Raw genomic sequence first — 23,253 nt, forward strand, 5'->3', positions numbered from 1 at the left:
TGCACCAACTCAGGCGAGGTCAATTTCTTCTCCTTCAACGACCACGCCTTGCAACTGCAAATCACGGTCCAGTACAACAAAATCCGCCCAAGCACCAGGCTGCAGGCGACCGCGATCTTCCAAACCCATGTAGTCGGCCGCAAAGGTCGACACGCGCCGCGAGGCGTCTTCAATCTCCAGGCCCAGGCCGACCAGATTGCGCAAGGCCTGATCCATGGTCAGGGTGCTGCCGGCCAGGGTGCCATCGGGCAGGCGCACGCCGCCCATGCACTTGGTCACGCGGTGGCGGCCCAAGCTGTATTCGCCATCGGGCATGCCGGCCGCGGCCGTGGAATCGGTGACGCAGAACATGCACGGGATCGAGCGCATGGCCACGCGGATGGCACCGGGGTGCACATGCAGCAGGTCGGGAATGATCTCGGCGTACTTTGCGTGAGCCAAGGCGGCGCCCACCATGCCGGGCTCGCGGTGGTGCAGGCCGGACATGGCATTGAACAGATGGGTGAAGCCGCCTGCTCCATGAGCCAGGGCCTGCACGCCGTCTTCGTAGGTGCCGGCGGTGTGGCCGATCTGCACCTGGAAGCCTTCGGCGCGCAGCTCGCTGATTAGCTCCAGCGTGCCGGGCAGTTCCGGCGCCAGCGTGATCAAACGGATCGGCGCCAGCGCATGCAGGGCGTGGATCTCGGCCAACGTGGCCGGCTTGGCAAAGTCGGGCTGGGCGCCGAGCTTGCCGGGATTGATGTAGGGGCCTTCCAGGTGCACGCCGAGCAGGCGGGCCGAACCCGGTGCGCGCTGAGCGCAAAACGGGCCGAGGGCGCTGAGCGCCGAGCGGATCTCGTCCAGCGGCGCCGTCATGGTGGTGGCCAGCATGGAGGTCGTGCCGTGGCGCACATGCAAACGCGCGATTTCACCGGCGGCGTTGCCGCCTTCCATGGTGTCGTGGCCGCCACCGCCATGGACATGCACATCGATGAAGCCAGGCAGCACGATCTTGCGCGCGCCGGCATCGTGCCGGACCTGGCTTTCTGTGACCGGGCTGCCGTGGATGGCGCTCACGCGCCCTTCCGCGTATTCCAGTCGACCCCGTACAAAGCCTTGCGGCGTGAGGATGTCTGCGTCGATGTGCTGTACTGGGGTCATCCTTCGCCTATCCCTCGCGCCGCATCTCGGCGACAAAGTCGTAGTAATCGCTGCGGCAGTAGGAATGCGTCAGCTCGACGGCATGACCCGATTCCAGATAGCCCACACGGGTGATGAACAAGACGGCCTGCCCCACCGGCACTTCCAGCAGGCTGGCGAGCTTGGTGTCGGCATTGATGGCACGGATGTGCTGCAGCGCACGCACCGGGGCACCGCCGAGCTTGGCCAGGTGTTCATACAAAGAAGCTTGCACCGCGGCCGGGTCCGGCAAGACCGTCTCAGGCAGCACGCTGACCTCATAGGCCATGACCACGGTGTCGGCCAGGCGCAAGCGCTCCAGGCGCGCCACGCGCTCGCCGGTGGACAGGCCCAGGCTCAGCTGCTCGTCCGGCGCGGCCGGCGTGAAGCTGCGGGTCAGCCAGCGCGAGCTGGGCTTGAAGCCGCGTTGCTGCAGCTCTTCCGAGAAGCTGGTCAGGCGCGAGAGCGGCTGCTCCAGCTTGGGCGCGATGTAGTTGCCCGAGCCGCGCTTGCGGATGATCAGGCCTTGCTCCACCAGGCGGTCGATGGCCTTGCGCGCGGTCACGCGCGACAGGTCCAGCGACTCCGACAGCACCCGCTCCGAAGGCAGCGCCTCGTCGGCGTGGTAGACCCCTTCGCGGATGGCCTGCGCCAGCTTGTGGGCCAGCTGCATGTACAGCGGCGAAGCGGCGTCCGGATCGGGCTTGAATTGAAATGCGATGCTCATCACGAAATCCTCAGCGTTGCAGTGCGCTGCGCACCAGGTGCAGCGCACCCTCGGCCGAGTCACCTCGAGGTGACACGCAGCGGGCACGAATGGTGCCTGAGAATTCGGAACTCAAACGCACAGCGATGCTGCCGCACAGCGCCAGAGGCAGTTCAGATTGAGGATCCAGGGCGTGGGCGAGGCGTTCCAGCTCGCTCACGGCGTCGGCCACAAAGCCCGCCGCCACCGGATCGTTCGGGGCGTGATCAAAGACCAGCGGGGCCAGGCTGGCATAACCATGCTGGCCGGCGGCAGCGCACCAGGCCAGGATGGTGGCGCGGTCCTGACCGGCCACAGCCCAGACGGCACGGGCCAGCGCACCAGGCTCGGCGCGGCCGTCCAAGGCCTGCTGGGCGTGGCGCATGGCCTTCAGGCCCAACCAGGCGCCGCTGCCCTCGTCACCGCAAACCCAGCCCCAGCCACTGATGTAGACACGCTCGCCATTGCGGCGCAGGCCTTCACCGACGGTGCCGGTACCGGCCGCGACCACTGCGCCGGGTTCGCCGCCATGGGCGCCCAGCAAGGTCGTGAAACCGTCGTTGTCCAAGGCCACCAGGGCATAGCCGGGCTGCAGGGCAGAGAAGGCCTCGACCTGCGCCTCCACGCCCGTGCCTGACAGGCCCAGACCGATGGCGCAACGCGAAAGGTCCAGCTCACCCAGGCCCGCTTGTGCTGCCGCCGCTTGCACGGCCTGCTGGATGTGGCGCCAGGCTTGCTCCGCGCCTTGTCCCAGGGCCGAGGGGCCGGACTCGCCTTGCCCCAAAAGCACACCGGCCCGGTCGCTCAGGCGCACGCGGGTGCCGGTGCCGCCGCCGTCCACCCCGATCAGGTAGAGCACCGCCGCCGAAAGATCGGAAGCTGTGGCGCCCTGGAGGGCGGGTGAACGAAGGATGACCGTTTTCATATTAATACCAGTTTAGTACCAAAAATGAAGACCCGTCAATTGCTGGAGAACCCTTGTTGCAGCTTTGCGCAAACGCGGCGTCAGAGGTACAAACTGAGGCAGTGTTGAGCGACAACACCATACCAATTTAGAACCAAGCTGGCGACTGGTAGCAGCCCGGAGTGCATGCAAATCTTGAGTCAAGCTTGAGCAGGTCTTGAAGAGGTCTTTAGAGCAAGGCCCTATTGACCGGCAAAACGACAGATTGTCGTTGACGCTGCTTTCGATTCCGGGCGCTTGGCCTCGGGGATAGCCCTGCCCCGAGGCCCTGGAAACTCAGTCCAGCGCCCAGTCCAGAGCGCGGCCGTGCTGCGCCAGAAAGGCCGCCGCAGCGCTGAAATGGCCGCAGCCGATGAAAGGCACAGGCGGCCGCAGGGCCGAGAGCGGCGAGGGATGGTTGGCCTGCAAGACGCAGTGCGGCGCAGCGCCCGGGCCCCGGGCCGCCGCGATCAGCGGCGCCTTGGCCTGCGCGTAGGCGCCCCAGAGCATGAAGACCTTGGGCGCGGGGTCGCGCGCGGCCGCGGCGATCAGGGCGTCGCTCAGGGCTTCCCAGCCCTGCTTGGCGTGGCTGGCGGGCGCGCCGTCTTCCACGGTGAAACAGCTGTTGAGCAGCAACACGCCGCGCCGCGCCCAGGCACCCAGATGCGACGACATGGGCGGCTGCTGGCCCAGGTCGCGCTGCAGCTCCTTGAACAGATTGCGCAGACTGGGCGGCGGCGCGATGCCCTCGGGCACCGAAAACGCCAGGCCCTCGGCTTGGCCAGGCCCGTGGTAAGGGTCCTGGCCCAGGATGAGCACACGGGTCTCGGCCAGGGGCGTGAGGCGCAGGGCACGCAGCGGCTCGGGCGGGTAGATCCGTGCGCCGGCCTCGCGGCGGCGCTGCAAGAAAGTCAGCAGGCGCTGGCCCTCGCCGCTGGCCGCCCAGGCATCGAGCACCGGCTGCCAGCCGGGGTCCACAGGGGCCAGCAGGTCCAGATTCACAGGCCAAAAACAGTCATCAGGCAAACAAGGCGGCCAGCGCCTCACCCGGATCGGGCGCACGCATGAAGGCCTCGCCGACCAGGAAGGCATGCACGTTCGCGGCGCGCATGGTCTGCACATCAGCCGCAGCCAGAATGCCGGACTCGGTCACCAGCAGGCGCTCGGCCGGCACACGGTCCAGCAGGCCCAAGGTCGTATCCAGCGTGACTTCGAACGTGCGCAGATTGCGGTTGTTGATGCCGACCAGCGGGGTCCTGAGGCGCAGGGCTCGGTCCAGCTCGACACCGTCGTGCACCTCGACCAGCACGGCCAGGCCCAGGCTTTGCGCCACTGCCTCCAGATCGGCCATCTGCGCGTCATCGAGGCAGGCGGCGATCAGCAAGATGCAATCGGCCCCCATGGCCCGCGCTTCAAAGACCTGGTACTCGTCAACCATGAAGTCCTTGCGCAGCACCGGCAGCGCGCAAGCCGCGCGGGCCTGCTGCAGGTAGGCGACCGAGCCCTGGAAGAACTGCGCATCGGTCAGCACGCTCAGGCAGGCGGCGCCGTGGCGGGCATAACTCTGCGCGATGGCGGCAGGCTCGAAGTTCGCGCGCAGCACGCCCTTGCTGGGGCTGGCCTTTTTGATCTCGGCGATCACGGCACTTCCCTTCAAGGGATTGCCGGCGACGATCTGGGCGCGCAGCGCCGCTTCGAAGCCGCGCAGGTCAGCGCGGCGCTCGGCGCTCTCTGCCTCCTCGCGCAGGCTGGCCAGCGAGCGCTGGCGGCGCAACACGGCCAGCTCTTCATGTTTGACCGCAACGATGCGGCGGAGGATGTCGGACATGGTGGGAATCGGCAGATGGAAGATGCGAGGGTGCTCAGCTGCGGCCGAGCGATTGAGTCGCCACCACAAACTGGTCGAGCTTGGCGCGGGCCGCGCCGCTGGCAATGGCCGCGCGGGCGCGGGCGATGCCGTCGGCGATCGAGCTGGCCACATTGGCGGCATACAGGGTGGCGCCGGCATTGAGCAGCACGATGTCGCGCGCAGCGCCGTCCTCGTTGGCCAGGGCGCCGAGCAACATCACGCGCGACTCCTCAGGGCCGGCCACGCGCAGGCTGCGGTTGGACACCATGGCCAGGCCAAAGTCCTCGGGGTGGATCTCGTACTCGCGCACCTCGCCGTTCTTCAGCTCACCGACCAGAGTGGCGGCGCCCAGCGAGATCTCGTCCATGCCGTCCTTGCCGTAAACCACCAGCGCATGCTCGGCGCCCAGGCGCTGCATCACGCGCACCTGGATGCCGACCAGATCGGGGTGGAACACGCCCATCAGGATGTTGGGCGCGCCGGCCGGGTTGGTCAGCGGGCCCAGGATGTTGAAGATGGTGCGCACGCCCATCTCCTTGCGCACCGGCGCGATGTTCTTCATCGCCGGATGGTGGTTGGGCGCGAACATGAACCCGATGCCGGTCTGCGCCACGCTCTCGGCCACCTGGGCCGGGCTGAGCATGATGTTGGCGCCCAACTGCTCCAGCACATCGGCGCTGCCGGTCTTGCTGGAGACACTGCGGTTGCCATGCTTGGCCACCTGCGCGCCGGCGGCCGCAGCCACGAACATCGAGCAGGTCGAGATATTGAAGGTGTGGGCGCCATCGCCGCCCGTGCCCACCACATCGACCAGATGCGGGTGCAGGGCAGGCTCCAGCGGCACCTTGTTGGACAGCTCGCGCATCACCTGCGCGGCGGCGGTGATCTCGCCGATGGTTTCCTTTTTCACCCGCAGGCCGGCCAGCAGGGCAGCGGCCATCACGGGCGACATCTCGCCGGCCATGATGCGGCGCATCAGGGTCAGCATTTCGTCGTGGAAGATTTCCCGGTGTTCGATGACGCGGGTCAGGGCTTCGGTGTCGGTGATCGGCATCTCAATTTCCTCTCAAGCGAAGTACTCGCGCACGGCCGCCACAGCGTGGTCCACACCGGCCGCATCCACATCCAAATGGGTCACAAAACGCAGGCGATAGAGGCCGGTGGCCAGCACGCCGCGCGACTTCAGATAAGGCAACAAGCCGGCAGCCCGCTCGCCCTGCGCCACATCCACAAAAACGATATTGGTCTGCGGCGCTTCCACGCTCAAGCCCGCAATGCCTTGAAGGCCTTGGGCCAGGTGCTGAGCCAGGGCATGGTCCTCGGCCAGGCGATGGACGTGATGGTCCAGCGCGTGGTGAGCCGCAGCCGCCAGCACACCGGCTTGCCGCATGCCGCCGCCCAGCATCTTGCGCCAGCGGTGCGCGCGCTGGATCAGCGCCGCCGAGCCGCAGAGCACCGAACCGACCGGCGCACCCAGACCTTTGGAAAAACAGACCGAGACGCTGTCGAAATGACTGCAGATGCGCCGGGCCGCGGCATACGGATCCGCGGCATCCACGGCCACCGCGGCATTGAACAGGCGCGCACCGTCCAGATGGCGCGTCAGCCCATGTTTCTGCGCCAGAGCCGAGGCCGCGGCCAGGTAGTCCAGGGGCAGCACCTTGCCGCCGATGGTGTTCTCCAGCGTCAGCAAGCGGGTGCGGGCGAAGTGAGCGTCATCGGGCTTGATATTGGCCTCGATGTCGGCCAGCGACAGCGAACCATCGGCCTGGTGGGGCAGCGGCTGGGGCTGGATGGAGCCGAGCACGGCCGCACCGCCGCCTTCCCAGCGGTAGGTGTGGGCGAACTGGCCGACGATGTACTCCTCGCCGCGCTGGCAATGCGCCATCAGCGCCGCCAGATTACTCTGCGTGCCGGTGGGCATGAAGAGTGCCGCCTCAAAGCCGAGGCGCTCGGCCAGAGCCTGCTGCAAGGCATTGACCGAGGGGTCATCGCCAAACACATCGTCACCCAATGGAGCCGCCATCATGGCAGCCCGCATCGCGACCGTCGGCTGAGTCACCGTATCACTGCGAAGATCGACAACAGTGCTCATGGTGCTCAAAGGGCCAGTTGGAGAAAGTTCTTGAGCATGGCATGGCCATGCTCGCTGAGGATGGACTCGGGGTGGAACTGCACGCCCTCCATCGGTGTGGCCGTGCCGGCCAGTTCGCGGTGACGCACGCCCATGATCTCGCCGTCCTCGCTGCGGGCGGTGATGTCGAAGACTGCGGGCAGCGTGGCCTCCTCGATCACCAGCGAGTGATAACGGATGACGCTGAAATCACGCGGCAGGCCCTGGAACACGCCCTTCTGATCGGTGCTGATGATGCTGGCCTTGCCATGCATCTGGGTCTTGGCGCGAATGATCTTGCCACCCATGGCCGCCCCCATGCTCTGGTGGCCCAGGCACACGCCCAGGATGGGCAGCTTGCCGGCGAAATGCTGGATGGCCGGCACGCAGATGCCAGCTTCCGCCGGCGAGCACGGCCCGGGCGAGAACACCAGGTGATCGGGACGCAAGGCCTCGATCTCGTTCAGGGTGATCTCGTCATTGCGAACGACTTTGACCTCAGCGCCGAGTTCGCCGAAGTACTGCACCAGGTTGAAGGTGAAGCTGTCGTAGTTGTCGATCATCAGCAGCATTTAGAAGCCCTCCTCAACCAGTTCAGCGGCGCGCAGCAGGGCGCGGGCTTTCGCTTCCGTTTCTTTCCACTCCAGCTCGGGCACCGAGTCGGCCACGATGCCGGCCGCAGCCGAGACGTACAAAGTCTGATCCTGCACGATGCCGGTGCGAATGGCGATGGCCAGGTCCATATCGCCGGCAAAACTCAGGTAGCCGCAGGCGCCGCCGTAGATGCCGCGCTTGACCGGTTCCAGCTCGTCGATGATCTGCATGGCGCGGATCTTGGGCGCGCCCGAGAGCGTGCCGGCCGGGAAGGCAGCGCGGAACACATCCATATTCGACAAGCCCTCGCGCAGCCGGCCTTCGACGTTGCTGACGATGTGCATCACATGCGAGTAGCGCTCCACCGCATAGGCATCGGTCACCTTGACCGAGCCAATCTCGGCGATGCGGCCCAGGTCGTTGCGGGCCAGGTCGATCAGCATCAGATGCTCGGCGCGCTCCTTGGGGTCGGCCTTGAGCTCGGCTTCCAGGGCCAGGTCTTGCTCGGGCGTGCCGCCGCGCGGCCGCGTGCCGGCCAAGGGGCGGATGGTGACCTGCTGGCCCTCGGCCGTGCGCTCATGCCGCACCAGGATCTCGGGCGAGGCGCCGACGATCTGGAAGTCCCCCATGTCGTAGAAATACATATAGGGGCTGGGGTTGAGCGAGCGCAGGGCGCGGTACAGGCTCAGCGGTGACTCGGTGTAGCGCTTGGACAGGCGTTGGCCGAAGACGATCTGCATGCAGTCGCCGGCGGCGATGTAGTCCTTGGCCTTGAGCACGGCCGCTTCGAAATCGGCGCGCGCAAACTCGCGCTGCACCGGGTGCGCCTGGCCGCGCTTCACCTGGGGCGCGCTGACGCTGTAGCTCAGCTTGTCGCGCAGCTCGGTCAGGCGCTTCTTGGCCTTGTGGAAGGCTTCGGGCTGGGCCGGGTCGGCATAGACGATCAGGTAGAGCCGGCCCGAGAGGTTGTCGATGACTGCCAGCTCCTCGCATTGCAAGAGCATCACATCGGGCGTGTCCAGACCGCCGGTCTTTTCGGTCTTGGCCAGCTTGGGCTCGATGTAGCGGACCGCGTCGTAGCCGAAGTAGCCGGCCAGGCCGCCACAAAAGCGCGGCATGCCGGGGCGCAGGGCCACTTTGAAGCGCTGTTGGTAGGCCTCGATGAAGGCCAGCGGGTCGCCTTCATGGGTCTCGATCACAGCGCCGTCGCGGATCACCTCGGTCCTGCGCCCATGACTCTTGAGCACGGTGCGGGCGGGCAGGCCGATGAAGGAGTAGCGCCCGAAGCGCTCGCCACCGACCACGGATTCGAGCAGAAAGCTGTGCTTGCCCGAGTTGCCGCCGTAGGCGCCAGCGCCGGAGCAGAGTTTCAGGTACAGAGACAGCGGGGTCTCCAGGTCCGCGAAGGCCTCGCTGATCAGCGGGATGCGGTTGTAGCCCAGGCTGGCCAGGCTTTGGAATTCAAGTTCAGTGATCATCACGTCAAACCCTTGCAGGCAGGCGACGCGCACCGGGATTCAGGGGGTGGCGGTGGCGCGGCGCATCAACAAAGAAGAGACGACGGGCGCTGGGGCTGGATCAACGACAGGCAACACCCAGGTTTGGGCGCACGTAGAGCAACGTCGATTCAGAGGCCATGGTCAGGCATGGTGTGGCGAGCGGCGCGCATGGCGGCCCGAACATCACGCCTGCGGCAAGCAGCAGGCCAAGCGGCGTCTTCTTCAGCGGAGGAAGGCGAGCGGGCAACGCCAGGGCCAGGCTCCCCGGTCGTGCGACCCCTTGATGTGCTTGCGCGTGATGAACATAGTGCGTTCGAGTGTAGCAGCCCCATTCAAACAGGCGTTGGCAGAGTCTTGAGCTTGCGGCCATACTGCCGCTTACCTTTGCTTACCTCCGGGACAGCAAAGCGGAACACAACAAAGACAACGGAGACAAGACGAATGCGTGGAATTTCTCTTCAGGCCCGCTTGGCCACGGGCCTGTTTGCACTGGCCGGCCTTTTTCTTTCAGCCGCGGGCAGCAGCGCTCAGGCGCAGACAGTGGATCTGGCAGGGGTCAAGTACGAAGCCCAGGCCGACGTCGGCGGCCAGAAGCTGCAGCTCAACGGCGCAGGTATCCGCTACAAGGCCGTGTTCAAGGTTTACACCGCCGGCCTCTACATGGCCGAAAAGACCAGCAATGCCGACGCGGTGCTGGCCGCACCCGGCGCCAAGCGCATCCATCTGGTCATGCTGCGCGAGGTGGACGGCAATGAGCTCGGCAAGCTCTTCACCAAGGGCATGGAACAGAACGCCTCGCGCGAAGAATTCGGCAAAGCCATCAACGGCGTGCTGCGCGTGGCCGAGATCTTCTCCACCCGCAAGAGCCTGACCACGGGCGAATATTTCTGGGTCGATTACGTGCCCGGCACCGGCTCCACCGTCTTCCTGAACGGCAAGCCCATGGGCGCGCCGATCAAGGAACCCGAATTCTTCAGTGCCCTGCTGCGCATCTGGCTGGGCAAGGCGCCGGCCGATGACCAGCTCAAAGAGGCCCTGCTCGGCGTCAAGCGCTCGCTGCGGGAGCGAGGCTGATCTGATCGAGCCGGTCCAGGTGCTGCAGAGCGGGCAGCGCTGTGATCGGCTCGCCATGGTTGTAGCCATAGCTGAGCAGCAACACCGGGCAGCCGGCCGCCGCTGCGGCGCGCGCATCGTTGCTGCTGTCGCCAATCATCCAGGTCTCGGCCGGCGCCGTTCCCAAGGCTTCACAGGTCTTGAGCAGGGGCAAGGGGTCGGGCTTTTTGCGCTCGAAGTCGTCGCCGCCAAAGACGAAATCGAAGAAGCCTGAGAGCTCCTTGCGCGCCAGCAACTCACGCGCGAATGCCGCTGGCTTGTTGGTCAAACAGGCCATGGGTCGCCCGGTCGCTCGCAGCCGCGTCAGGCCTTCGCGCACGCCGGGGTACACCTCGGAGAACTGCCCGTTGAGCTCACGGTAATGCGCCTGGTACAGCGCCCACGCCTGCTCGTAGAGTTGGGCCGGATCGGCGCCGACATGATCCAGAGTGCTGCGGATCAAATGCTCGCTGCCCTGCCCCACCGTGCGTTCGACAAAAGCGCGCCGCACCTCAGGCAGGCCTAACTCCGTCAATACACGGTTCAGGACCGCGACAAAATCGCCGAGGGTATCGACCAGGGTGCCATCAAGGTCGAGGATGAAGGCGGCAGGAAGAGTCATGGATTGGGGCACAGATTCAGCAATCAGGCGATCAGATGAGCGCCAAGCATATCGCCGCGCAGAATCCGCCCTTGCCGACAAGGGCACACTCGCCCCATGACACACGCGCCACTCGCCTTTCTGCACACCTCGCCCGTCCACATCGCCACCTTTGATCGACTGGTTCAGGCACGCGCGCCGGGCTTGCCCGTGGCGCACCATGTCGACCCTGCACTGTTGAGCGATGCACAAACACTGGGCGCTGATTCGCCCCACATTGTCGAACGCGTCGAGACGGCCATGCGGCAGGCGGCGGCTGCAGGAGCGCAGGTCGTGGTCTGCACCTGCTCAACCCTGGGTGGCGCGGCCGAACGCACGCCACTGGGCGCCGGACGCCATGCCGCACGCATCGACCGCGCCATGGCCGACAGCGCGGCTCTGCAAGGACCGCGCGTGCTGGTGGTCGCTGCGCTCGAGAGCACGCTGCATCCAACGGCCGCCCTCATCGAGGATTCGGCAGCACGTTTACAGCGCAGGGTGACACTTGACTTTCTGGCCCTGCCACAGGCATGGGCGCTGTTCCAGCGCGGTGAGCATGCCGCCTACCTCGAATCCATCGTCGCAGCCCTGCGCGCGGACGCTCGACCGGTAGATGTGGTGGTGCTGGCCCAGGCCTCTATGGCTGCCGCTGCGGAAGCGCTGATGCCTTATCGGGTGCCCATCCTGTCGAGCCCGAGCCTGGGCGTGGAACGGGTGCTGGCCCTGCTGCGGTGCTGAGTCCCAAGGCTCAAGCGCTGAAGGTCGGAGTCAGGGCAAGCGCACGCGATCGCGCTCTTCGACCCGAACTTCTTGCGCCCGGCCGCCACCGACCGAGTAGCTGATCCACAAGCTCTTGCGCTCACCCGGCGCGGGGTCAAAGCCGAAGAGGCGATTGCTGACCTCGACATCAAGACGGTCGCGGCGCATCTGAGACTGCAGGCTGTCGGTCACATCGCGGGTCTGACGGCCGACGCCGTAGCGGGCGCTGATGATGCGCAGATCGCCGCGGTTGTAAGCACTGTCATTGCCGGCGCCCTGACCCCAGCCGCCCTGCCAACCGCCATGGCCCCAGTTGCCGCCGCCCCAGCCGGTGAACTGGTTACCGTCCACATGGCTGTATTCGGGGTAGTCGAAGATGCGCGTTTGGCCGTCGCGGCCGCGGGCGTAGATGCGCAAGATCTTGTTGCGACCGGGATCCGGGTCGACACCGAAGACATTGTTCTCCAGCTTGAATCGCCGGTCCTGGCGGGCCAATTGCTTGAGGCGCGGCGTCACATCGACATGGTGCCGCTCGGTGCCATAGCTGGCCTGCAGGATTTGGTACTCGCCGTCATCGCTGTTCTGGCCGCTCTGGCCGTGGCCGTGCCCCCACGCCGACGCCCCCGGACGCACGGGCCCTTCGCCCCAACCGCCTTGCCAGCCGCCCTGTCCCCAATTGCCGCCGCCCCAGCCGGTGAACTGACTGCCGTCTACTTCCCCGTGCTCACGGTATTCGAAGACATGCTGATCGCCGTCGCGGCCCCGTGTGTAAATGCGCAAGGTCTTGGTTTCGCCAGGCGCAGGGTCGACGCCAAACAATTCGTTGACCAGCCTGAAACGGCGATCCTGCCGGGCCAGTTCCTTGAGGCGCTGGGTGACGTCAACATGACGCAGGGCCGTGCCGTAGCTGGCTTGCAGGATCTGATAGTCGCCGTCATCTTCGCCGCGCTCGGCGGCAGCCGGCCCGGGCAGTGCCAGCATCAGCGCAAGAGCCAGCCAGAGACTGCGCGAGAGGAAAAACAGACTCCGAAACACACTCACGACACACTCCTTGATGTTCTGCGCAGTTGCGGCGTCATGCCGCTTCAGGCGCGATGCACGGCAGTATCCACCCAAGCCAGGGACCGGGGCGGGGTCCCAGGAAAGTGTTTCAAATCGGGCCTGACCGCGTGAATAAGACCGGCAAGGCTTGACCCTGGCCTGCCGCGCCGCGACCATGCCTCTGGCTTTGCCCTGCGTCACGTCCGTTGCGCAAACAGGGCCGCACAGGGAGGCTCGCATCATGTTGAAAACGAAGAACCGCTCAGTTTTCTTTGGCCTGGCCGCATGGACCCTGGCGGCCACACTGGCCGGCACAGCCAGCAGCGCCGCGCAGGCACAGAGTTATCAGTTGCTCGACCTGGGCTATCTGGGAGGCGGCCCCGGTGGCTTCTTCTCGCAGGCCACCGGCATCAACGCCCAAGGGCAGGTCGTGGGCATCAGCAGCGCCTTCGACAACGGCGCCTCGCGCCAGTACGGCTTTGTCTGGAACGCCGGCAGCATGAGTCCGCTACTCCCCCTGGGCAACACCGGCTTCACGAGCTACACCGGCGGCATCAACAACGCTGGCCAGATCGCCGGCACCAGCTACACCGCCGGCCAGGCGGCCGTGCACACCGTGCGCTGGCAGCTGGGCAACTCGGCCAGCACCGACCTGGGTACGGGACTGGCCTTCAGCTTCGGCAATGCCATCAACAACAGCGGCGTGATCGGCGGCCATGAGAACAACCAGGCAGCGCGCTGGTCGGCCAGCAACACCAAGCAGCTGCTGCCCTCTTTGGGTGGCAGCCAGGGTTTTGTCTATGGCCTCAATGACGCGGGCCTCGCGGTGGGCGAAAGCCTCACCATCGCGGACGTGACCAGCCGCGCCACCCTGTGGAACGCCGCCGGCCAGGCCAGCGATCTGGGCACGCTGGCGGGTGGCAGCTTCAGCTGGGCCACCGGCATCAACAGTGCCGGCCATGTGGTCGGCGCCAGCGATCTGAACGGCAACCCCAACATCTCGCACGCCACGCTGTGGCGCAACGGCCAAGTCTTGGACCTGGGCACCTTGGGCGGCCAGTACAGCGACGCACGCGCCATCAACACCGGCGGTCTCGTGGTGGGCGGCTCGTACTTGGCGGGCGACACCGTCCAGCACGCCATGCTCTGGAACGGCAGCACCTTGTTGGACCTCAACGCCTTGGTCAATGCTGCGGGCGCGGGCTTTGCCTACCTGGAAGTGGCGACCGCGCTGAACGATTCCGGCCAGATCGTCGGCAATGGCATCACGCTGAACGGCCAGACCCATGCTTTCCTGCTGACCCCGGTGCCCGAGCCGCAGACTTGGCTGCTGATGTTCTGCGGCTTGGCAGGCTTGGCCTTGCTACGCCGTCGGAAGGCGAGCTGAAGTCAGCGTAGCAGGGCAAGCACCCGAGCGGGCCTGCCGCGCGGCACCCACGCCAGAGGGCTGGCTGCCTGCTGAAGAAGCCGGCAGACTGCGCAGCTTCGCTGCATCTCTTCTTGCCCACCATGCCCTCCCCTGCCTTGCTCTCTTCGCCGCAGCTGCGCCGAGCCCTGCTGAGCCTGATCGCTTTGCCTCTGGCCGCCTGCACCGCCGTGGGCGAGGTGGCCTACGACCTGCGACTGGAGCATGAGCGCGATCGCTGCCAGGCCTTGGTGGCCAACAGCGAACGCAACAGCTGCCTGGAACGGGTGCGCAGCACCGAGCGCCAGGCGGAGCAAGTGCGCAAGCAACACGAAGACGGCAAGGACAAGCGCCCCGCCGAGCGTGGCGATCTGTGCTTCACCCGCAGCACGGGCGAACGCGTCTGCCCCAACTAGGCGGTGAAGAAGTGAACAAGTGAACCGGTGAAGGCGCTGCGGCGGATCGGACATTTGTCTTTTAATAAGACATTTGTCTAAAATGCCGGCATGGACAGCAAAAAAGAGCTGCTGCTGGCATTGCTGCAGCAAGACCCCTTCATCAGCCAGCAGGCACTGGCCGAGCGCCTGAGCCTGTCGCGCTCGGCCGTGGCCGGGCATATCGCGGCGCTGACGCGCGAGGGCCGCATCCTCGGCCGCGCCTATGTGCTGCCGCAGCAGGCGCCGGTGCTGTGCATCGGCGGCGCCAATATCGACCGCAAACTGCGCACCCTGGGCGCGCTGCAGATGGGCAGCTCCAACCCGGCCGTGATGAGCGAAAGCCTGGGCGGCGTGGCGCGCAATGTGGCCGAGAACCTGGCCCGCCTGGGCCTGCCCACCCAGCTGATCACCGCCGTGGGCGAGGACGCCGCCGGCCAGGCCCTGCTGGCGCAAGCGGCGGCCGTGGGCCTGTCCACCCAGGGCACGCTGCGCGCGGCGGACGCACCGACGGGCAGCTACACCGCCGTGCTCGATGCGGCCGGCGAGATGCAACTGGCCCTGGCCGCCATGCCCTTGGCCGAGCGCCTGGACCCGGAGTTTCTGCGCCGCAGCTGCGCCCAGCGCCAGCAGGCGCGCCTGATCGTGCTGGACCTCAATCTGCCGGCCGAGAGCATCGCCCTGCTGCTGCGCGAAGCGCAAGAGAACCCGGGCCGGCGCCTGCTGGCCGTGGCGGTCTCCGAGGCCAAGATGCGCAATCTGCCGGCCCAGCTGCAAGGCTTGACGACCTTGCTGCTGAACCGCGGCGAGCTGGCGGCCCTGCTCGGACACGCCCTGCCCGCCCATGACCCTCAGCAGCCCCTGCCCGCCCTGGCCCCGGCCCTGGCCGAGCTCCATGCCCGCGGCCTGCCCCAGCTGGTGCTGAGCCTGGGCGAGGCCGGCTTGATCTGCAGCGAGGCCGGCCAGGCCCCGCTGCATCTGCGTGCCCCGGCCGTGCCGGTCTGCGATGTCACCGGCGCCGGTGATGCCCTGGCCGCCGGCGTCTGTGCCGGCCTGCTGCAAGCCGAGGCCAGTCTGGCCAGTGCCTGCCGCCTGGGCCTGCGCCTGGCCGCCCTGACCGTGCAAAGCCCCCACACCGTTCACCCCGAGCTCAGCCCCGCGCTGCTGCAAGAGCAAGAAGATTTCACGAAGCCACACGCATGAACTCCATCTCCCGCACCACCCCCTCCGCCGATTTCCTGGTCTTCTCCGCCGAAGTGGCCGCCGCGCGCGCCGCCGGCCAGCCCGTGGTGGCCCTGGAGTCCACCATCATTTCGCACGGCATGCCCTACCCGCAGAACGTGCAGACTGCCCGCGAGGTGGAGGCCCTCATCCGCGCCGAGGGCGCCGTGCCGGCCACCATCGCCATCCTGGACGGCAAGATCCGCATCGGCCTGTCCGACGCCGAGTTGGAGCTGCTGGGCCGCTCGCCTGAGGCGATGAAGGTCAGCCGCCGTGACCTGCCCTTTGTGCTGGCCAGCGGCCGCATCGGTGCCACCACGGTGGCGGCCACCATGATCTGCGCCGAGCTGGCCGGCATCGAGGTCTTCGTGACCGGCGGCATCGGCGGCGTGCACCGCGGCGCCGAGACCAGCTTCGACATCTCGGCCGATCTGCAGGAGCTGGCACAGACCTCCGTGGCCGTGGTCTGCGCCGGCGCCAAAAGCATTCTGGACATCGGCCTGACCCTGGAGTACCTGGAAACCCACGGCGTGCCCGTGCTCAGCGTGGGCCAGGACCACTTTGCCGCCTTCTACACGCCGGACAGCGGCTTCAAGGCCGACTTCCGCCTCGACACGGCCGCCGAGCAGGCCCGCTTTCTGCGCTGCAAATGGGACCTGGGCCTGCGCGGCGGCGTGGTCGTGAGCAACCCGGTGCCGGCGGCCGAGGCCATGCCGCGCGAGGAGATAGCCGCCATCACCGCCCAAGCCCTGCAAGAGGCCGAAGCGCAAGGCATCACGGGCAAGGCCGTCACGCCCTTCCTGCTGGCGCGCATCAAAGCCCTGACCGAAGGCCGCAGCCTGGCCACCAACATCGCCCTGGTGAAGAACAACGCCCGTGTCGGTGCGCAGCTCGCCCGCGCCATGCAAGCCCTGGCCTGAAGCCCATCCCCGTTCACGGAGCAGCAATACGCGCCATTTCTTGATCGCGTAAGCTTCGGCACCCCTCTCACAGTGCACCGTTTTCAGGTGCCTGCGCCGAAAGCGAACAAGAAATGCGCCTCAAGCCCGTCGCCCTGAGCACCATCGTCCTGCTGAGCCTGGCCGGCGGCGGCTGGTACCTCCAGCAGCACAAGAAACCAAGCCCGGGCGCCGACAGCGCGGCGCCTGCCAGCCCCGCTTCCGCGGCCAGCGGCGCAGCCGGCAGCTCCAGCAGCAAGAGCCCGCCACAAACCGTGGGCGTCATGGCCGCCCGACTGCAGGACGTGCCGGTGACGGTGGAAGCCAGCGGCACCGTGGCCTCGCTCAAGACCGTGGACCTGCGCGCCCAGACCAGCAGCGTGGTGCGCGAGGTGCTGATCAAGGACGGCGACACGGTGCGCCGGGGTCAGGTCTTGTTCCGCTTCGACGACCGGCCGGACCGGGCCAATGTCGAGCGCGCCCGCGCCCAGCTGGCCCGCGACCGTGCCAGCTTGGCCGATGCCGAGCGCCAGTACAAGCGCGCCCAGGAGCTGCGTGCTCAGAACTTCATCGCCCCCAGCGCCCTGGACAGCAGCCAGGCCGCGGTGGAAGCGCAACGCGCCGCCGTGCAGGCCGACGAGGCCGCGCTGAGAACGGCTGAATTGAGCCTGGGCTACAACGAGCTGCGCGCGCCCATGGACGGCCGCGTCGGCCTGATCAGCGTCAACCCGGGCAGCCTGGTGCAAGGCGGCAGCGCGGCGGCCACGCCCCTGCTCAGCATCGTGCAGATGAACCCCATCGGCGTGAGCTTCAACCTGCCGGAAAGCCAGCTGGCATCGCTGCTGGCGGCCACCCGCGCCGCGCCGGGCGAGAAGAACCCGCCCGCACTCGATGCCCAACTGCTGATGCCCGGCGCGCGCGGGGGCAGTGATCAAGCGGCCAAGGAACAGCCCCTGAAGGGCAAGCTCGGCTTTGTCGACAACCTCGTCGACAGCAGCACCGGCACGATCAAGGTGCGGGCCGAATTCGACAACAGCCAGCAGACGCTCTGGCCCGGCCAGTACGTGCGCATCCGCATGACGCTGCGCACCATCAAGGACGCGGTGGTGGTGCCACAGGCGGCCATCATCCAGCGCGGCAACGAGCGCTCTGTCTACGTGGTGGGCGCCGACAAGGCGGCCGAGATGCGCCCGGTGCAGACCCGCTACCCCTTCGGAGACTGGATCGTGGTCGAAGGCCTGAAGGCCGGCGACAGCGTGGTGGTGGAAGGCAAACAGAACCTGCGCCCCGGCACGCCGCTCAAGCCCCAGCCGGCCCAGCTGAACCCGGCCCAGGGTGGCGGCAAACGCGGGGCTGCGGCGGCAGCTGCAGCCTCTGGCGTGCCTGCTTCCGCATCCGCAGCATCCGCCGCCGGAGCCTGAGCATGCGCCTGACGGAAGCCTTCATCCGCCGGCCGGTCATGACCGTGCTGCTCAATCTCGCCCTGGTGATCGCCGGTCTGGCGGCCTGGAGCAAGATCCCGGTGGCCGCCCTGCCCTCCTACAACACACCGGTCATCAATGTGCAGGCCAGCCTGCCCGGCGCCTCGCCCGAGACCATGGCCTCCTCGGTGGCCCTGCCGCTGGAAAAGCAGTTCTCCACCATCGCGGGCCTGAGCGCAATCTCCTCCAGCAGCATCCTGGGCTCGACCTCGCTGACCCTGGAGTTCGACCCCTCGCGCAATATCGATGCGGCCGCGGTGGATGTGCAGGCGGCGCTGTTCCGCTCGCTGCGCGCCCTGCCCACCGAGATGACCTCGCCGCCCAGCTACCGCAAGGTCAACCCGGCCGATGCGCCGGTGCTGCTGGTGGCGCTGACCTCGCCCTCGATCAATCTGTCCGAGCTGAACGATTTCGCCGAGAACCTGATCACCCCGGCCCTGTCCACGCTGGACGGCGTGGCGCAAGTCTCCATCTTTGGCCAGAAGCGCTATGCGGTGCGCATCAAGGTCAACCCCGAGCTGCTGCAGCAACGCAACTTGACGCTGGAAGAGCTGCAAGCCGCGATCCGCGGCGCCAATGCCAACACGCCGGTGGGCGTGCTTGACGGCACCCGCCAGACCCTGACCATCCAGGCCAACAAGCAGCTCAAGAACGCGCGCGAGTTCGGCGCCATCGTGGTGGGCAGCCGCAATGGCGCGCCCATCTTTCTGCGTGATGTCGCCGAGGTGCAGGACAGCTTCGAGACGGTCAAATCCTTCGCCAGCTTCAACGGCGAGCGCTCCATCACCCTGGCCGTGCAGCGCCAGCCCGATGCCAACACGGTCAAGGTGGTCGATGCGGTCAAGGCCATGCTGCCGCGCTTCCAGGCCCAGCTGCCGGCTTCGGTGCAGATGAGCACGCTGAACGACCGCTCGCTCTCGGTGCGCGAATCGCTGCACGACGTTTATTTCACCCTGGCCCTGACCGTGGCCCTGGTGGTGATGGTGATCTTCATCTTCCTGCGCAAGGCGGTGGCGACGCTGATCCCGACGCTGTCGCTGCCGATCTCGCTGATCGGCGCCCTGACCCTGCTCTACGCCCTGGGCTACAGCCTGGACAACATCTCGCTGCTGGGCATCACCTTGGCTGTGGGCCTGGTGGTGGACGATGCCATCGTCATGCTGGAGAACATCGTCCGCCATGTCGAGGACGGCATGGAGCCGTTTGCGGCCGCCGTGCGCGGCGCGCGCGAGATGGCCTTCACCATCGTCTCGATCTCGATCTCGCTGGTGGCGGTGCTGATCCCCATCTTCTTCATGCCGGGTGTGATCGGCCTGCTGTTCCACGAGTTCGCGGTGGTGGTCAGCCTGTCCATCCTGGTCTCGGCCGTGGTCTCGCTGAGCCTGGTGCCCATGCTTTGCAGCCGCTTTCTGCGCCACCACGAGCCGCAGGAGGAAGGCCGCTTCGGCCGCCTGTTCGAGCGCGGCTTCAACGCCGTGCTGGGCGCCTATACCCGCAGCCTGGATACCGCCCTGCGCCACCGCCGTTGGGTGCTGGCCGTGGCCCTGCTGAGCTTTGCCGCCAGCGCCTGGCTCTACGACCGCATTCCCAAAGGCTTCTTCCCCGAAGAGGACATCGGCCAGATCCAGGCCAGCACCGAGGCCTCCGAGGACATCTCCTTCAACGCCATGCAGGTGCTTCAGGAGCAGGCCGCCGAGATCGTGCGCAAAGACCCGGCCGTGGCCAGCGTTTCGGCGGCGCTGGGGGCTGGCGGTGGCGGCGGCAATGCGGTCAACACCGGTCGCATGTTCATCAACTTGAAAGCACGCGGCGAGCGCCCGCCGATGAAAGAGGTGGTCGAGGGCCTGCGCAAAAAGCTGCGCGCCGTGCCCGGCCTGGCCGTCTACCTGCGCCCGGTGCAGAACCTGCAACTGGGCGGGCGGCAGAGCAAGAGCCGCTACCAGTACACCTTGCAATCGGTGGCGGCCGGCGAGCTGAACAGCTGGGCCAGCAAGCTGCAGGAGAAGCTGCGCGGCGACCCCATGTTCCGCGATGTGACCAGCGATTCCCAGCTGCGCGGCCTGCAGGCCAACCTCATCATCGACCGCGAACGCGCCGCCGTGCTGGGCGTGCAGATGCAGGACCTGCGCAGCGCGCTCTACGCCGCCTTCGGCGAGCGTCAGGTCAGCAGCATCTATGCCGAGAGCAACACCTTCCAGGTCATCATGGAGGCGGCCGACAGCGAGCGCCTGAACGAAGAAGCCTTCGGCAAGATCTATCTGCGCGGCAAGGGCGGCGTCTTGGTGCCGCTGACGGCCTTTGCCAACGTGCAGCGCGGCCTGGGGCCCACCTCGGTCAACCACCAGGGTCAGCTGCAGGCCATCACCCTGTCCTTCAATCTGGCACCCGACGTGCCCCTGGGCAATGCCACGGCCAAGCTGGACGGCTACGTCAAGGAGATCCAGCTGCCGGCCAGCATCATCACCAGCTACGGCGGTGATGCCGCGGTGTTCCAGGATTCGCAAGGCGGCCAGCTGCTGCTGATCGGCCTGGCGATTGCGGTGATCTATGTGCTGCTGGGCGTGCTCTACGAGAGCTACATCCACCCCATCACCATCCTGGCCGGCCTGCCTTCGGCGGCCGTGGGTGCGCTGATCACGCTGGAGCTCTTCGGCATGGACCTGACGCTGATCGCCACCATCGGCATCCTGATGCTGATCGGCATCGTCAAGAAGAACGCCATCATGATGATCGACTTCGCGCTGGAGGCGCAGCGCCACGGCGGCATGAGCCCGGCCCAGGCCATCCGCGAGGCCTGCATCCTGCGATTCCGCCCCATCATGATGACCACCCTGGCCGCCTTGATGGGCGCCCTGCCCATCGCCCTGGGCCTGGGCGCCGGCGCCGAGCTGCGCCAGCCCCTGGGCCTGGCCGTGGTCGGTGGCCTGATTCTGTCGCAGGCGGTGACGCTCTACATCACGCCGGTGATCTACCTGGCCCTTGACCGCTTCAGCGGCAAGGGCCCAGACACCCGGGTGGTCGAGGACACGCCAGCCCCCCCGGCGCACGCCCATGCAAACACGGCCTGAACCGGGCGCGGCTAGCGCAAAATCACCACGCGCGCTGCGGCAAGTTCTTTGCCTCGGTGCTACCTTGTCGCACCTGCTGCTTTTGGCAGCGCCAACGAAATGAACACATCCATGCTTTTTTCTGCCCTCCAAGTCGGCGCCCTGACCCTGCCCAACCGCATCCTGCTGGCCCCGCTGACGCGCACCCGCGCGGACGCCGGCCACATGCCCAATGCGCTGATGGCCGAGTACTACGCCCAGCGCGCCAGCGGTGGCCTCCTGATCACCGAATGCACCATGGTGGCCCCCAACACCTCGGCCTTCATCAACGAGCCCGGCATCTACAACGCCGAGCAGATCGAAGCCTGGAAGCAGGTCACCGCCGCCGTGCACGCCAAGGGCGGCCGCATCTTCATGCAGATCTGGCACGCCGGCCGCGCCGCACACCCGGCCATGAACGAAGGCACGACCCCGGTGTCCTCAGGCTCGGTCGCCATCGACGGCGAGGTGCACACCCCCAATGGCAAGGAAGCCAATGCCCAGCCGCGCGAGCTGCGCGCTGATGAAATCCCAGCCCTGGTCGAGGCCTATGCCCAGGGCGCGCGCAATGCCATCGCCGCCGGCTTTGACGGTGTCGAGGTGCATGGTGCCAACGGCTACCTGATCGACCAGTTCCTGCGCGACGGCGTCAACAAGCGCAGCGATGCCTACGGCGGCTCGCTGGAGAACCGCGCCCGCTTCCTGTTCGAGGTCCTGGATGCCGTGACGGCCGCCATCGGCGCCGATCGTGTGGGCCTGCGCCTGTCTCCGCTGAACAGCTACAACAGCATGGTCGACAGCGATCCCGTAGGCTGGATCGGCTTCCTGGCCGAGAAGGTCAGCGCCTACAAGCTGGCCTACCTGCACGTCATGCGCGCCGATTTCTTCCAGGTGCAAAAAGCCGATGTGATGCCCGTGGCCCGCGCCAAGTACCAGGGCGTGCTGATCGGCAATATGGGTTACAGCGGCGAAGAGGCGAGCCAGGCCATCGAGGCGGGCCAGCTGGATGCGGTGGCCTTCGGCACCAGCTTCCTGGCCAACCCGGACCTGCCGGCCCGCCTCAAGGCCGGCGCCGCGCTCAATGCACCGGACCCCAGCACCTTCTACACGCCGGGCGCCAAGGGCTACACCGACTACCCGACGCTCTGAGTGAGGCTCCGGCGCTCGCGCTGAGCTGAGCCAAACTCCACACATTTGCGGGCAGCCTTCGGGCTGCCCGCTGTGTTTTGGGACCAGCGTCCGCGCCGCTGGGTAGGATGACGAAACTCCATGGAGGGCGGCCGGGCATGGTCACGACGATCAAACGCGAAGATTTCTGTTTTCTGGTGGTGGACGATTTCTCGACCATGCGCCGCATCATCTCGGGCCTGCTGCGCGAGCTGGGCTTTCGCAAGATCCTGGAGGCCGAGGACGGCCAGGTCGCGCTGCGCACCCTGGAGCTGGCGGCCGAATCGGGCGAGCCGGTGCACTTTGTGCTCAGCGACATCAATATGCCGGTGATGAATGGCTTCCAGCTGCTGGAAGCCCTGCGCCAGAAGCCCGAGGGCACCGCGCTGCGCCAGGTGCCGGTGCTGCTGGTCACGGCCGAGGGCCGCAAGGAAGACATCGTGCGCGCCGCCCAGCTGGGCGCCAGCGGCTATGTGGTCAAGCCTTTCAACAAGGACACCATCGGCGACAAGATTCATCTCGTCCTGAAGAACCGCCACGTCATGGTCGCTTGAGCGCAAGCGACCCGGCTTGGCTGTCTTTGCTCACTCAAGCCCGCGGCAGCGCCCCTTTGCGCCAGGCCTGACCCAGTGTTACCAAGCCGCGCTCCAGCAGCATCAACACCTGATCAAAACCGCTGGCCGGGCCAAAGTATGGATCGGGCACATCCTGGCCGGCCATGCCGGGCACCAGGTCCATGAACAGGTGCAGGCGATGCTGCAGCTCGGGGGGGCAGATCTTGCGCAGGGCGACCAGGTTGTCGGTCTCCATGGCCAGGATCAGCTCGTAACGCTGGAAATCCTCGGTGCGCACCCGACGCGATCGCCACTTCTTGTCGATGCCCAGGCGCACGCGCTCGAGCGCCGCGGCCGCCCGTTTGTCGGCCGGCTCACCGCGCGAACCGGCATGGACACCGGCCGAAGCCACATCGACAAAGGCCGCATCAGCACCCGGGCCGAAGCCGGCCCGACGCGCCTTCAGCAGCGCCTCGGCCATGGGCGAGCGGCAGATATTGGCCGTGCAGACAAAGAGAACGGCAGGCACGGCGA

General features: G+C 66.9%; 22 protein-coding genes. 10 read left to right on the forward strand and 12 right to left on the reverse strand.

Features of this window, described 5'->3' with window-relative positions; translation table 11 throughout:
- Positions 1 to 9: 9 nt before the first annotated feature.
- The 9 genes from nagA to trpE all read right to left on the reverse strand — a co-directional run bounded on the left by nagA (position 10) and on the right by trpE (position 8,880).
- Positions 10 to 1,140, reverse strand: coding sequence for an N-acetylglucosamine-6-phosphate deacetylase (nagA, locus tag LNV28_RS11460; protein WP_263517680.1), 1,131 nt, complete (start codon positions 1,138 to 1,140; stop codon positions 10 to 12).
- Positions 1,141 to 1,147: 7 nt separating this feature from the next.
- Positions 1,148 to 1,885: a GntR family transcriptional regulator gene (locus tag LNV28_RS11465; RefSeq protein WP_263517681.1), complete on the reverse strand. Its 738-nt coding sequence runs from the start codon at positions 1,883 to 1,885 to the stop codon at positions 1,148 to 1,150.
- A 10-nt stretch (positions 1,886 to 1,895) separates the two neighbouring features.
- Entirely contained in the window at positions 1,896 to 2,828 is a 933-nt protein-coding gene (locus tag LNV28_RS11470) for a glucosamine kinase nucleotide-binding domain-containing protein (RefSeq protein WP_263517682.1), read from the reverse strand.
- 315 nt (positions 2,829 to 3,143) lie between these two features.
- On the reverse strand, positions 3,144 to 3,848 hold the full coding sequence (locus LNV28_RS11475; protein ID WP_263517683.1) for a uracil-DNA glycosylase: 705 nt from the start codon (positions 3,846 to 3,848) through the stop codon (positions 3,144 to 3,146).
- A 16-nt stretch (positions 3,849 to 3,864) separates the two neighbouring features.
- Positions 3,865 to 4,674, reverse strand: coding sequence for an indole-3-glycerol phosphate synthase TrpC (gene trpC, locus LNV28_RS11480; protein WP_263517684.1), 810 nt, complete (start codon positions 4,672 to 4,674; stop codon positions 3,865 to 3,867).
- A gap of 34 nt (positions 4,675 to 4,708) precedes the next feature.
- Positions 4,709 to 5,749, reverse strand: coding sequence for an anthranilate phosphoribosyltransferase (gene trpD / locus LNV28_RS11485; protein ID WP_263517685.1), 1,041 nt, complete (start codon positions 5,747 to 5,749; stop codon positions 4,709 to 4,711).
- 12 nt (positions 5,750 to 5,761) lie between these two features.
- Complete coding sequence (ltaE, locus tag LNV28_RS11490; protein WP_411969963.1) at positions 5,762 to 6,790, reverse strand: low-specificity L-threonine aldolase; 1,029 nt, start codon at positions 6,788 to 6,790, stop codon at positions 5,762 to 5,764.
- A gap of 5 nt (positions 6,791 to 6,795) precedes the next feature.
- Complete coding sequence (locus LNV28_RS11495; RefSeq protein WP_263517687.1) at positions 6,796 to 7,380, reverse strand: anthranilate synthase component II; 585 nt, start codon at positions 7,378 to 7,380, stop codon at positions 6,796 to 6,798.
- Complete coding sequence (trpE, locus tag LNV28_RS11500) at positions 7,381 to 8,880, reverse strand: anthranilate synthase component I (protein WP_263517688.1); 1,500 nt, start codon at positions 8,878 to 8,880, stop codon at positions 7,381 to 7,383.
- 462 nt (positions 8,881 to 9,342) lie between these two features.
- Between trpE and LNV28_RS11505 the strand changes: the two genes are divergently transcribed.
- Positions 9,343 to 9,975, forward strand: coding sequence for a chalcone isomerase family protein (locus tag LNV28_RS11505; RefSeq protein WP_263517689.1), 633 nt, complete (start codon positions 9,343 to 9,345; stop codon positions 9,973 to 9,975).
- Here LNV28_RS11505 and gph read toward each other — a convergent pair.
- Complete coding sequence (gene gph / locus LNV28_RS11510) at positions 9,947 to 10,615, reverse strand: phosphoglycolate phosphatase (protein WP_263517690.1); 669 nt, start codon at positions 10,613 to 10,615, stop codon at positions 9,947 to 9,949. The two genes, LNV28_RS11505 and gph, sit on opposite strands and share 29 nt — an antisense overlap.
- 96 nt (positions 10,616 to 10,711) lie before the next feature.
- Between gph and LNV28_RS11515 the strand changes: the two genes are divergently transcribed.
- Positions 10,712 to 11,371, forward strand: a complete 660-nt coding sequence (locus LNV28_RS11515; protein ID WP_263517691.1) for an aspartate/glutamate racemase family protein — start codon at positions 10,712 to 10,714, stop codon at positions 11,369 to 11,371.
- Between the two features lie 30 nt (positions 11,372 to 11,401).
- On the opposite strand, the gene LNV28_RS11520 is transcribed toward LNV28_RS11515, so the two are convergent.
- Positions 11,402 to 12,433, reverse strand: a complete 1,032-nt coding sequence (locus LNV28_RS11520; RefSeq protein ID WP_263517692.1) for a DnaJ-like protein C-terminal domain-containing protein — start codon at positions 12,431 to 12,433, stop codon at positions 11,402 to 11,404.
- 241 nt (positions 12,434 to 12,674) lie between these two features.
- Between LNV28_RS11520 and LNV28_RS11525 the strand changes: the two genes are divergently transcribed.
- From LNV28_RS11525 to LNV28_RS11560, 8 genes are all read left to right on the forward strand, one after another.
- Positions 12,675 to 13,820 carry a PEP-CTERM sorting domain-containing protein gene (locus tag LNV28_RS11525; RefSeq protein ID WP_263517693.1) on the forward strand — a complete coding sequence of 382 codons (1,146 nt, stop codon included), beginning with the start codon at positions 12,675 to 12,677 and terminating at the stop codon, positions 13,818 to 13,820.
- Between the two features lie 122 nt (positions 13,821 to 13,942).
- Positions 13,943 to 14,254, forward strand: coding sequence for a hypothetical protein (locus tag LNV28_RS11530; protein WP_263517694.1), 312 nt, complete (start codon positions 13,943 to 13,945; stop codon positions 14,252 to 14,254).
- A gap of 90 nt (positions 14,255 to 14,344) precedes the next feature.
- On the forward strand, positions 14,345 to 15,475 hold the full coding sequence (locus LNV28_RS11535; RefSeq protein WP_263517695.1) for a PfkB family carbohydrate kinase: 1,131 nt from the start codon (positions 14,345 to 14,347) through the stop codon (positions 15,473 to 15,475).
- Positions 15,472 to 16,413, forward strand: a complete 942-nt coding sequence (locus LNV28_RS11540) for a pseudouridine-5'-phosphate glycosidase (RefSeq protein WP_263517696.1) — start codon at positions 15,472 to 15,474, stop codon at positions 16,411 to 16,413. Before LNV28_RS11535 ends, LNV28_RS11540 begins: the two co-directional genes overlap by 4 nt.
- Positions 16,414 to 16,526: 113 nt before the next feature.
- Entirely contained in the window at positions 16,527 to 17,852 is a 1,326-nt protein-coding gene (locus LNV28_RS11545; protein ID WP_263517697.1) for an efflux RND transporter periplasmic adaptor subunit, read from the forward strand.
- A 2-nt stretch (positions 17,853 to 17,854) separates the two neighbouring features.
- Entirely contained in the window at positions 17,855 to 20,980 is a 3,126-nt protein-coding gene (locus LNV28_RS11550) for an efflux RND transporter permease subunit (protein WP_263517698.1), read from the forward strand.
- A gap of 111 nt (positions 20,981 to 21,091) precedes the next feature.
- The gene (locus LNV28_RS11555; protein ID WP_263517699.1) at positions 21,092 to 22,147 is read left to right on the forward strand and encodes an alkene reductase; all 1,056 of its coding nucleotides are present in this window, start codon (positions 21,092 to 21,094) and stop codon (positions 22,145 to 22,147) included.
- A 137-nt stretch (positions 22,148 to 22,284) separates the two neighbouring features.
- Positions 22,285 to 22,719: a response regulator gene (locus LNV28_RS11560; RefSeq protein WP_263517700.1), complete on the forward strand. Its 435-nt coding sequence runs from the start codon at positions 22,285 to 22,287 to the stop codon at positions 22,717 to 22,719.
- 34 nt (positions 22,720 to 22,753) lie between these two features.
- Here the strand turns inward: LNV28_RS11560 and LNV28_RS11565 are convergent, their stop codons facing one another.
- Positions 22,754 to 23,248: a low molecular weight protein-tyrosine-phosphatase gene (locus LNV28_RS11565; RefSeq protein ID WP_263517701.1), complete on the reverse strand. Its 495-nt coding sequence runs from the start codon at positions 23,246 to 23,248 to the stop codon at positions 22,754 to 22,756.
- Between the last annotated feature and the right edge of the window lie 5 nt (positions 23,249 to 23,253).

The sequence above is a fragment of the Paucibacter sp. DJ2R-2 genome (assembly GCF_025717675.1).
GTDB lineage: Bacteria > Pseudomonadota > Gammaproteobacteria > Burkholderiales > Burkholderiaceae_C > Paucibacter_A.

What these genes read in the sequence shown, in the direction of transcription:
- LNV28_RS11555 (WP_263517699.1), top strand. Translation starts at nt 21,092, where the DNA reads ATGCTTTTTTCTGCCCTCCAAGTCGGCGCCCTGACCCTGCCCAACCGC.
- LNV28_RS11530 (WP_263517694.1), top strand. Translation starts at nt 13,943, where the DNA reads ATGCCCTCCCCTGCCTTGCTCTCTTCGCCGCAGCTGCGCCGAGCCCTG.
- LNV28_RS11545 (WP_263517697.1), top strand. Translation starts at nt 16,527, where the DNA reads ATGCGCCTCAAGCCCGTCGCCCTGAGCACCATCGTCCTGCTGAGCCTG.
- LNV28_RS11470 (WP_263517682.1), bottom strand. Translation starts at nt 2,828, where the DNA reads ATGAAAACGGTCATCCTTCGTTCACCCGCCCTCCAGGGCGCCACAGCT.
- gph (WP_263517690.1), bottom strand. Translation starts at nt 10,615, where the DNA reads ATGACTCTTCCTGCCGCCTTCATCCTCGACCTTGATGGCACCCTGGTC.
- LNV28_RS11560 (WP_263517700.1), top strand. Translation starts at nt 22,285, where the DNA reads ATGGTCACGACGATCAAACGCGAAGATTTCTGTTTTCTGGTGGTGGAC.
- LNV28_RS11535 (WP_263517695.1), top strand. Translation starts at nt 14,345, where the DNA reads ATGGACAGCAAAAAAGAGCTGCTGCTGGCATTGCTGCAGCAAGACCCC.
- LNV28_RS11550 (WP_263517698.1), top strand. Translation starts at nt 17,855, where the DNA reads ATGCGCCTGACGGAAGCCTTCATCCGCCGGCCGGTCATGACCGTGCTG.
- nagA (WP_263517680.1), bottom strand. Translation starts at nt 1,140, where the DNA reads ATGACCCCAGTACAGCACATCGACGCAGACATCCTCACGCCGCAAGGC.
- LNV28_RS11540 (WP_263517696.1), top strand. Translation starts at nt 15,472, where the DNA reads ATGAACTCCATCTCCCGCACCACCCCCTCCGCCGATTTCCTGGTCTTC.
- LNV28_RS11505 (WP_263517689.1), top strand. Translation starts at nt 9,343, where the DNA reads ATGCGTGGAATTTCTCTTCAGGCCCGCTTGGCCACGGGCCTGTTTGCA.
- LNV28_RS11465 (WP_263517681.1), bottom strand. Translation starts at nt 1,885, where the DNA reads ATGAGCATCGCATTTCAATTCAAGCCCGATCCGGACGCCGCTTCGCCG.
- LNV28_RS11495 (WP_263517687.1), bottom strand. Translation starts at nt 7,380, where the DNA reads ATGCTGCTGATGATCGACAACTACGACAGCTTCACCTTCAACCTGGTG.
- trpC (WP_263517684.1), bottom strand. Translation starts at nt 4,674, where the DNA reads ATGTCCGACATCCTCCGCCGCATCGTTGCGGTCAAACATGAAGAGCTG.
- LNV28_RS11525 (WP_263517693.1), top strand. Translation starts at nt 12,675, where the DNA reads ATGTTGAAAACGAAGAACCGCTCAGTTTTCTTTGGCCTGGCCGCATGG.
- LNV28_RS11515 (WP_263517691.1), top strand. Translation starts at nt 10,712, where the DNA reads ATGACACACGCGCCACTCGCCTTTCTGCACACCTCGCCCGTCCACATC.
- trpE (WP_263517688.1), bottom strand. Translation starts at nt 8,880, where the DNA reads ATGATCACTGAACTTGAATTCCAAAGCCTGGCCAGCCTGGGCTACAAC.
- ltaE (WP_411969963.1), bottom strand. Translation starts at nt 6,790, where the DNA reads ATGAGCACTGTTGTCGATCTTCGCAGTGATACGGTGACTCAGCCGACG.
- trpD (WP_263517685.1), bottom strand. Translation starts at nt 5,749, where the DNA reads ATGCCGATCACCGACACCGAAGCCCTGACCCGCGTCATCGAACACCGG.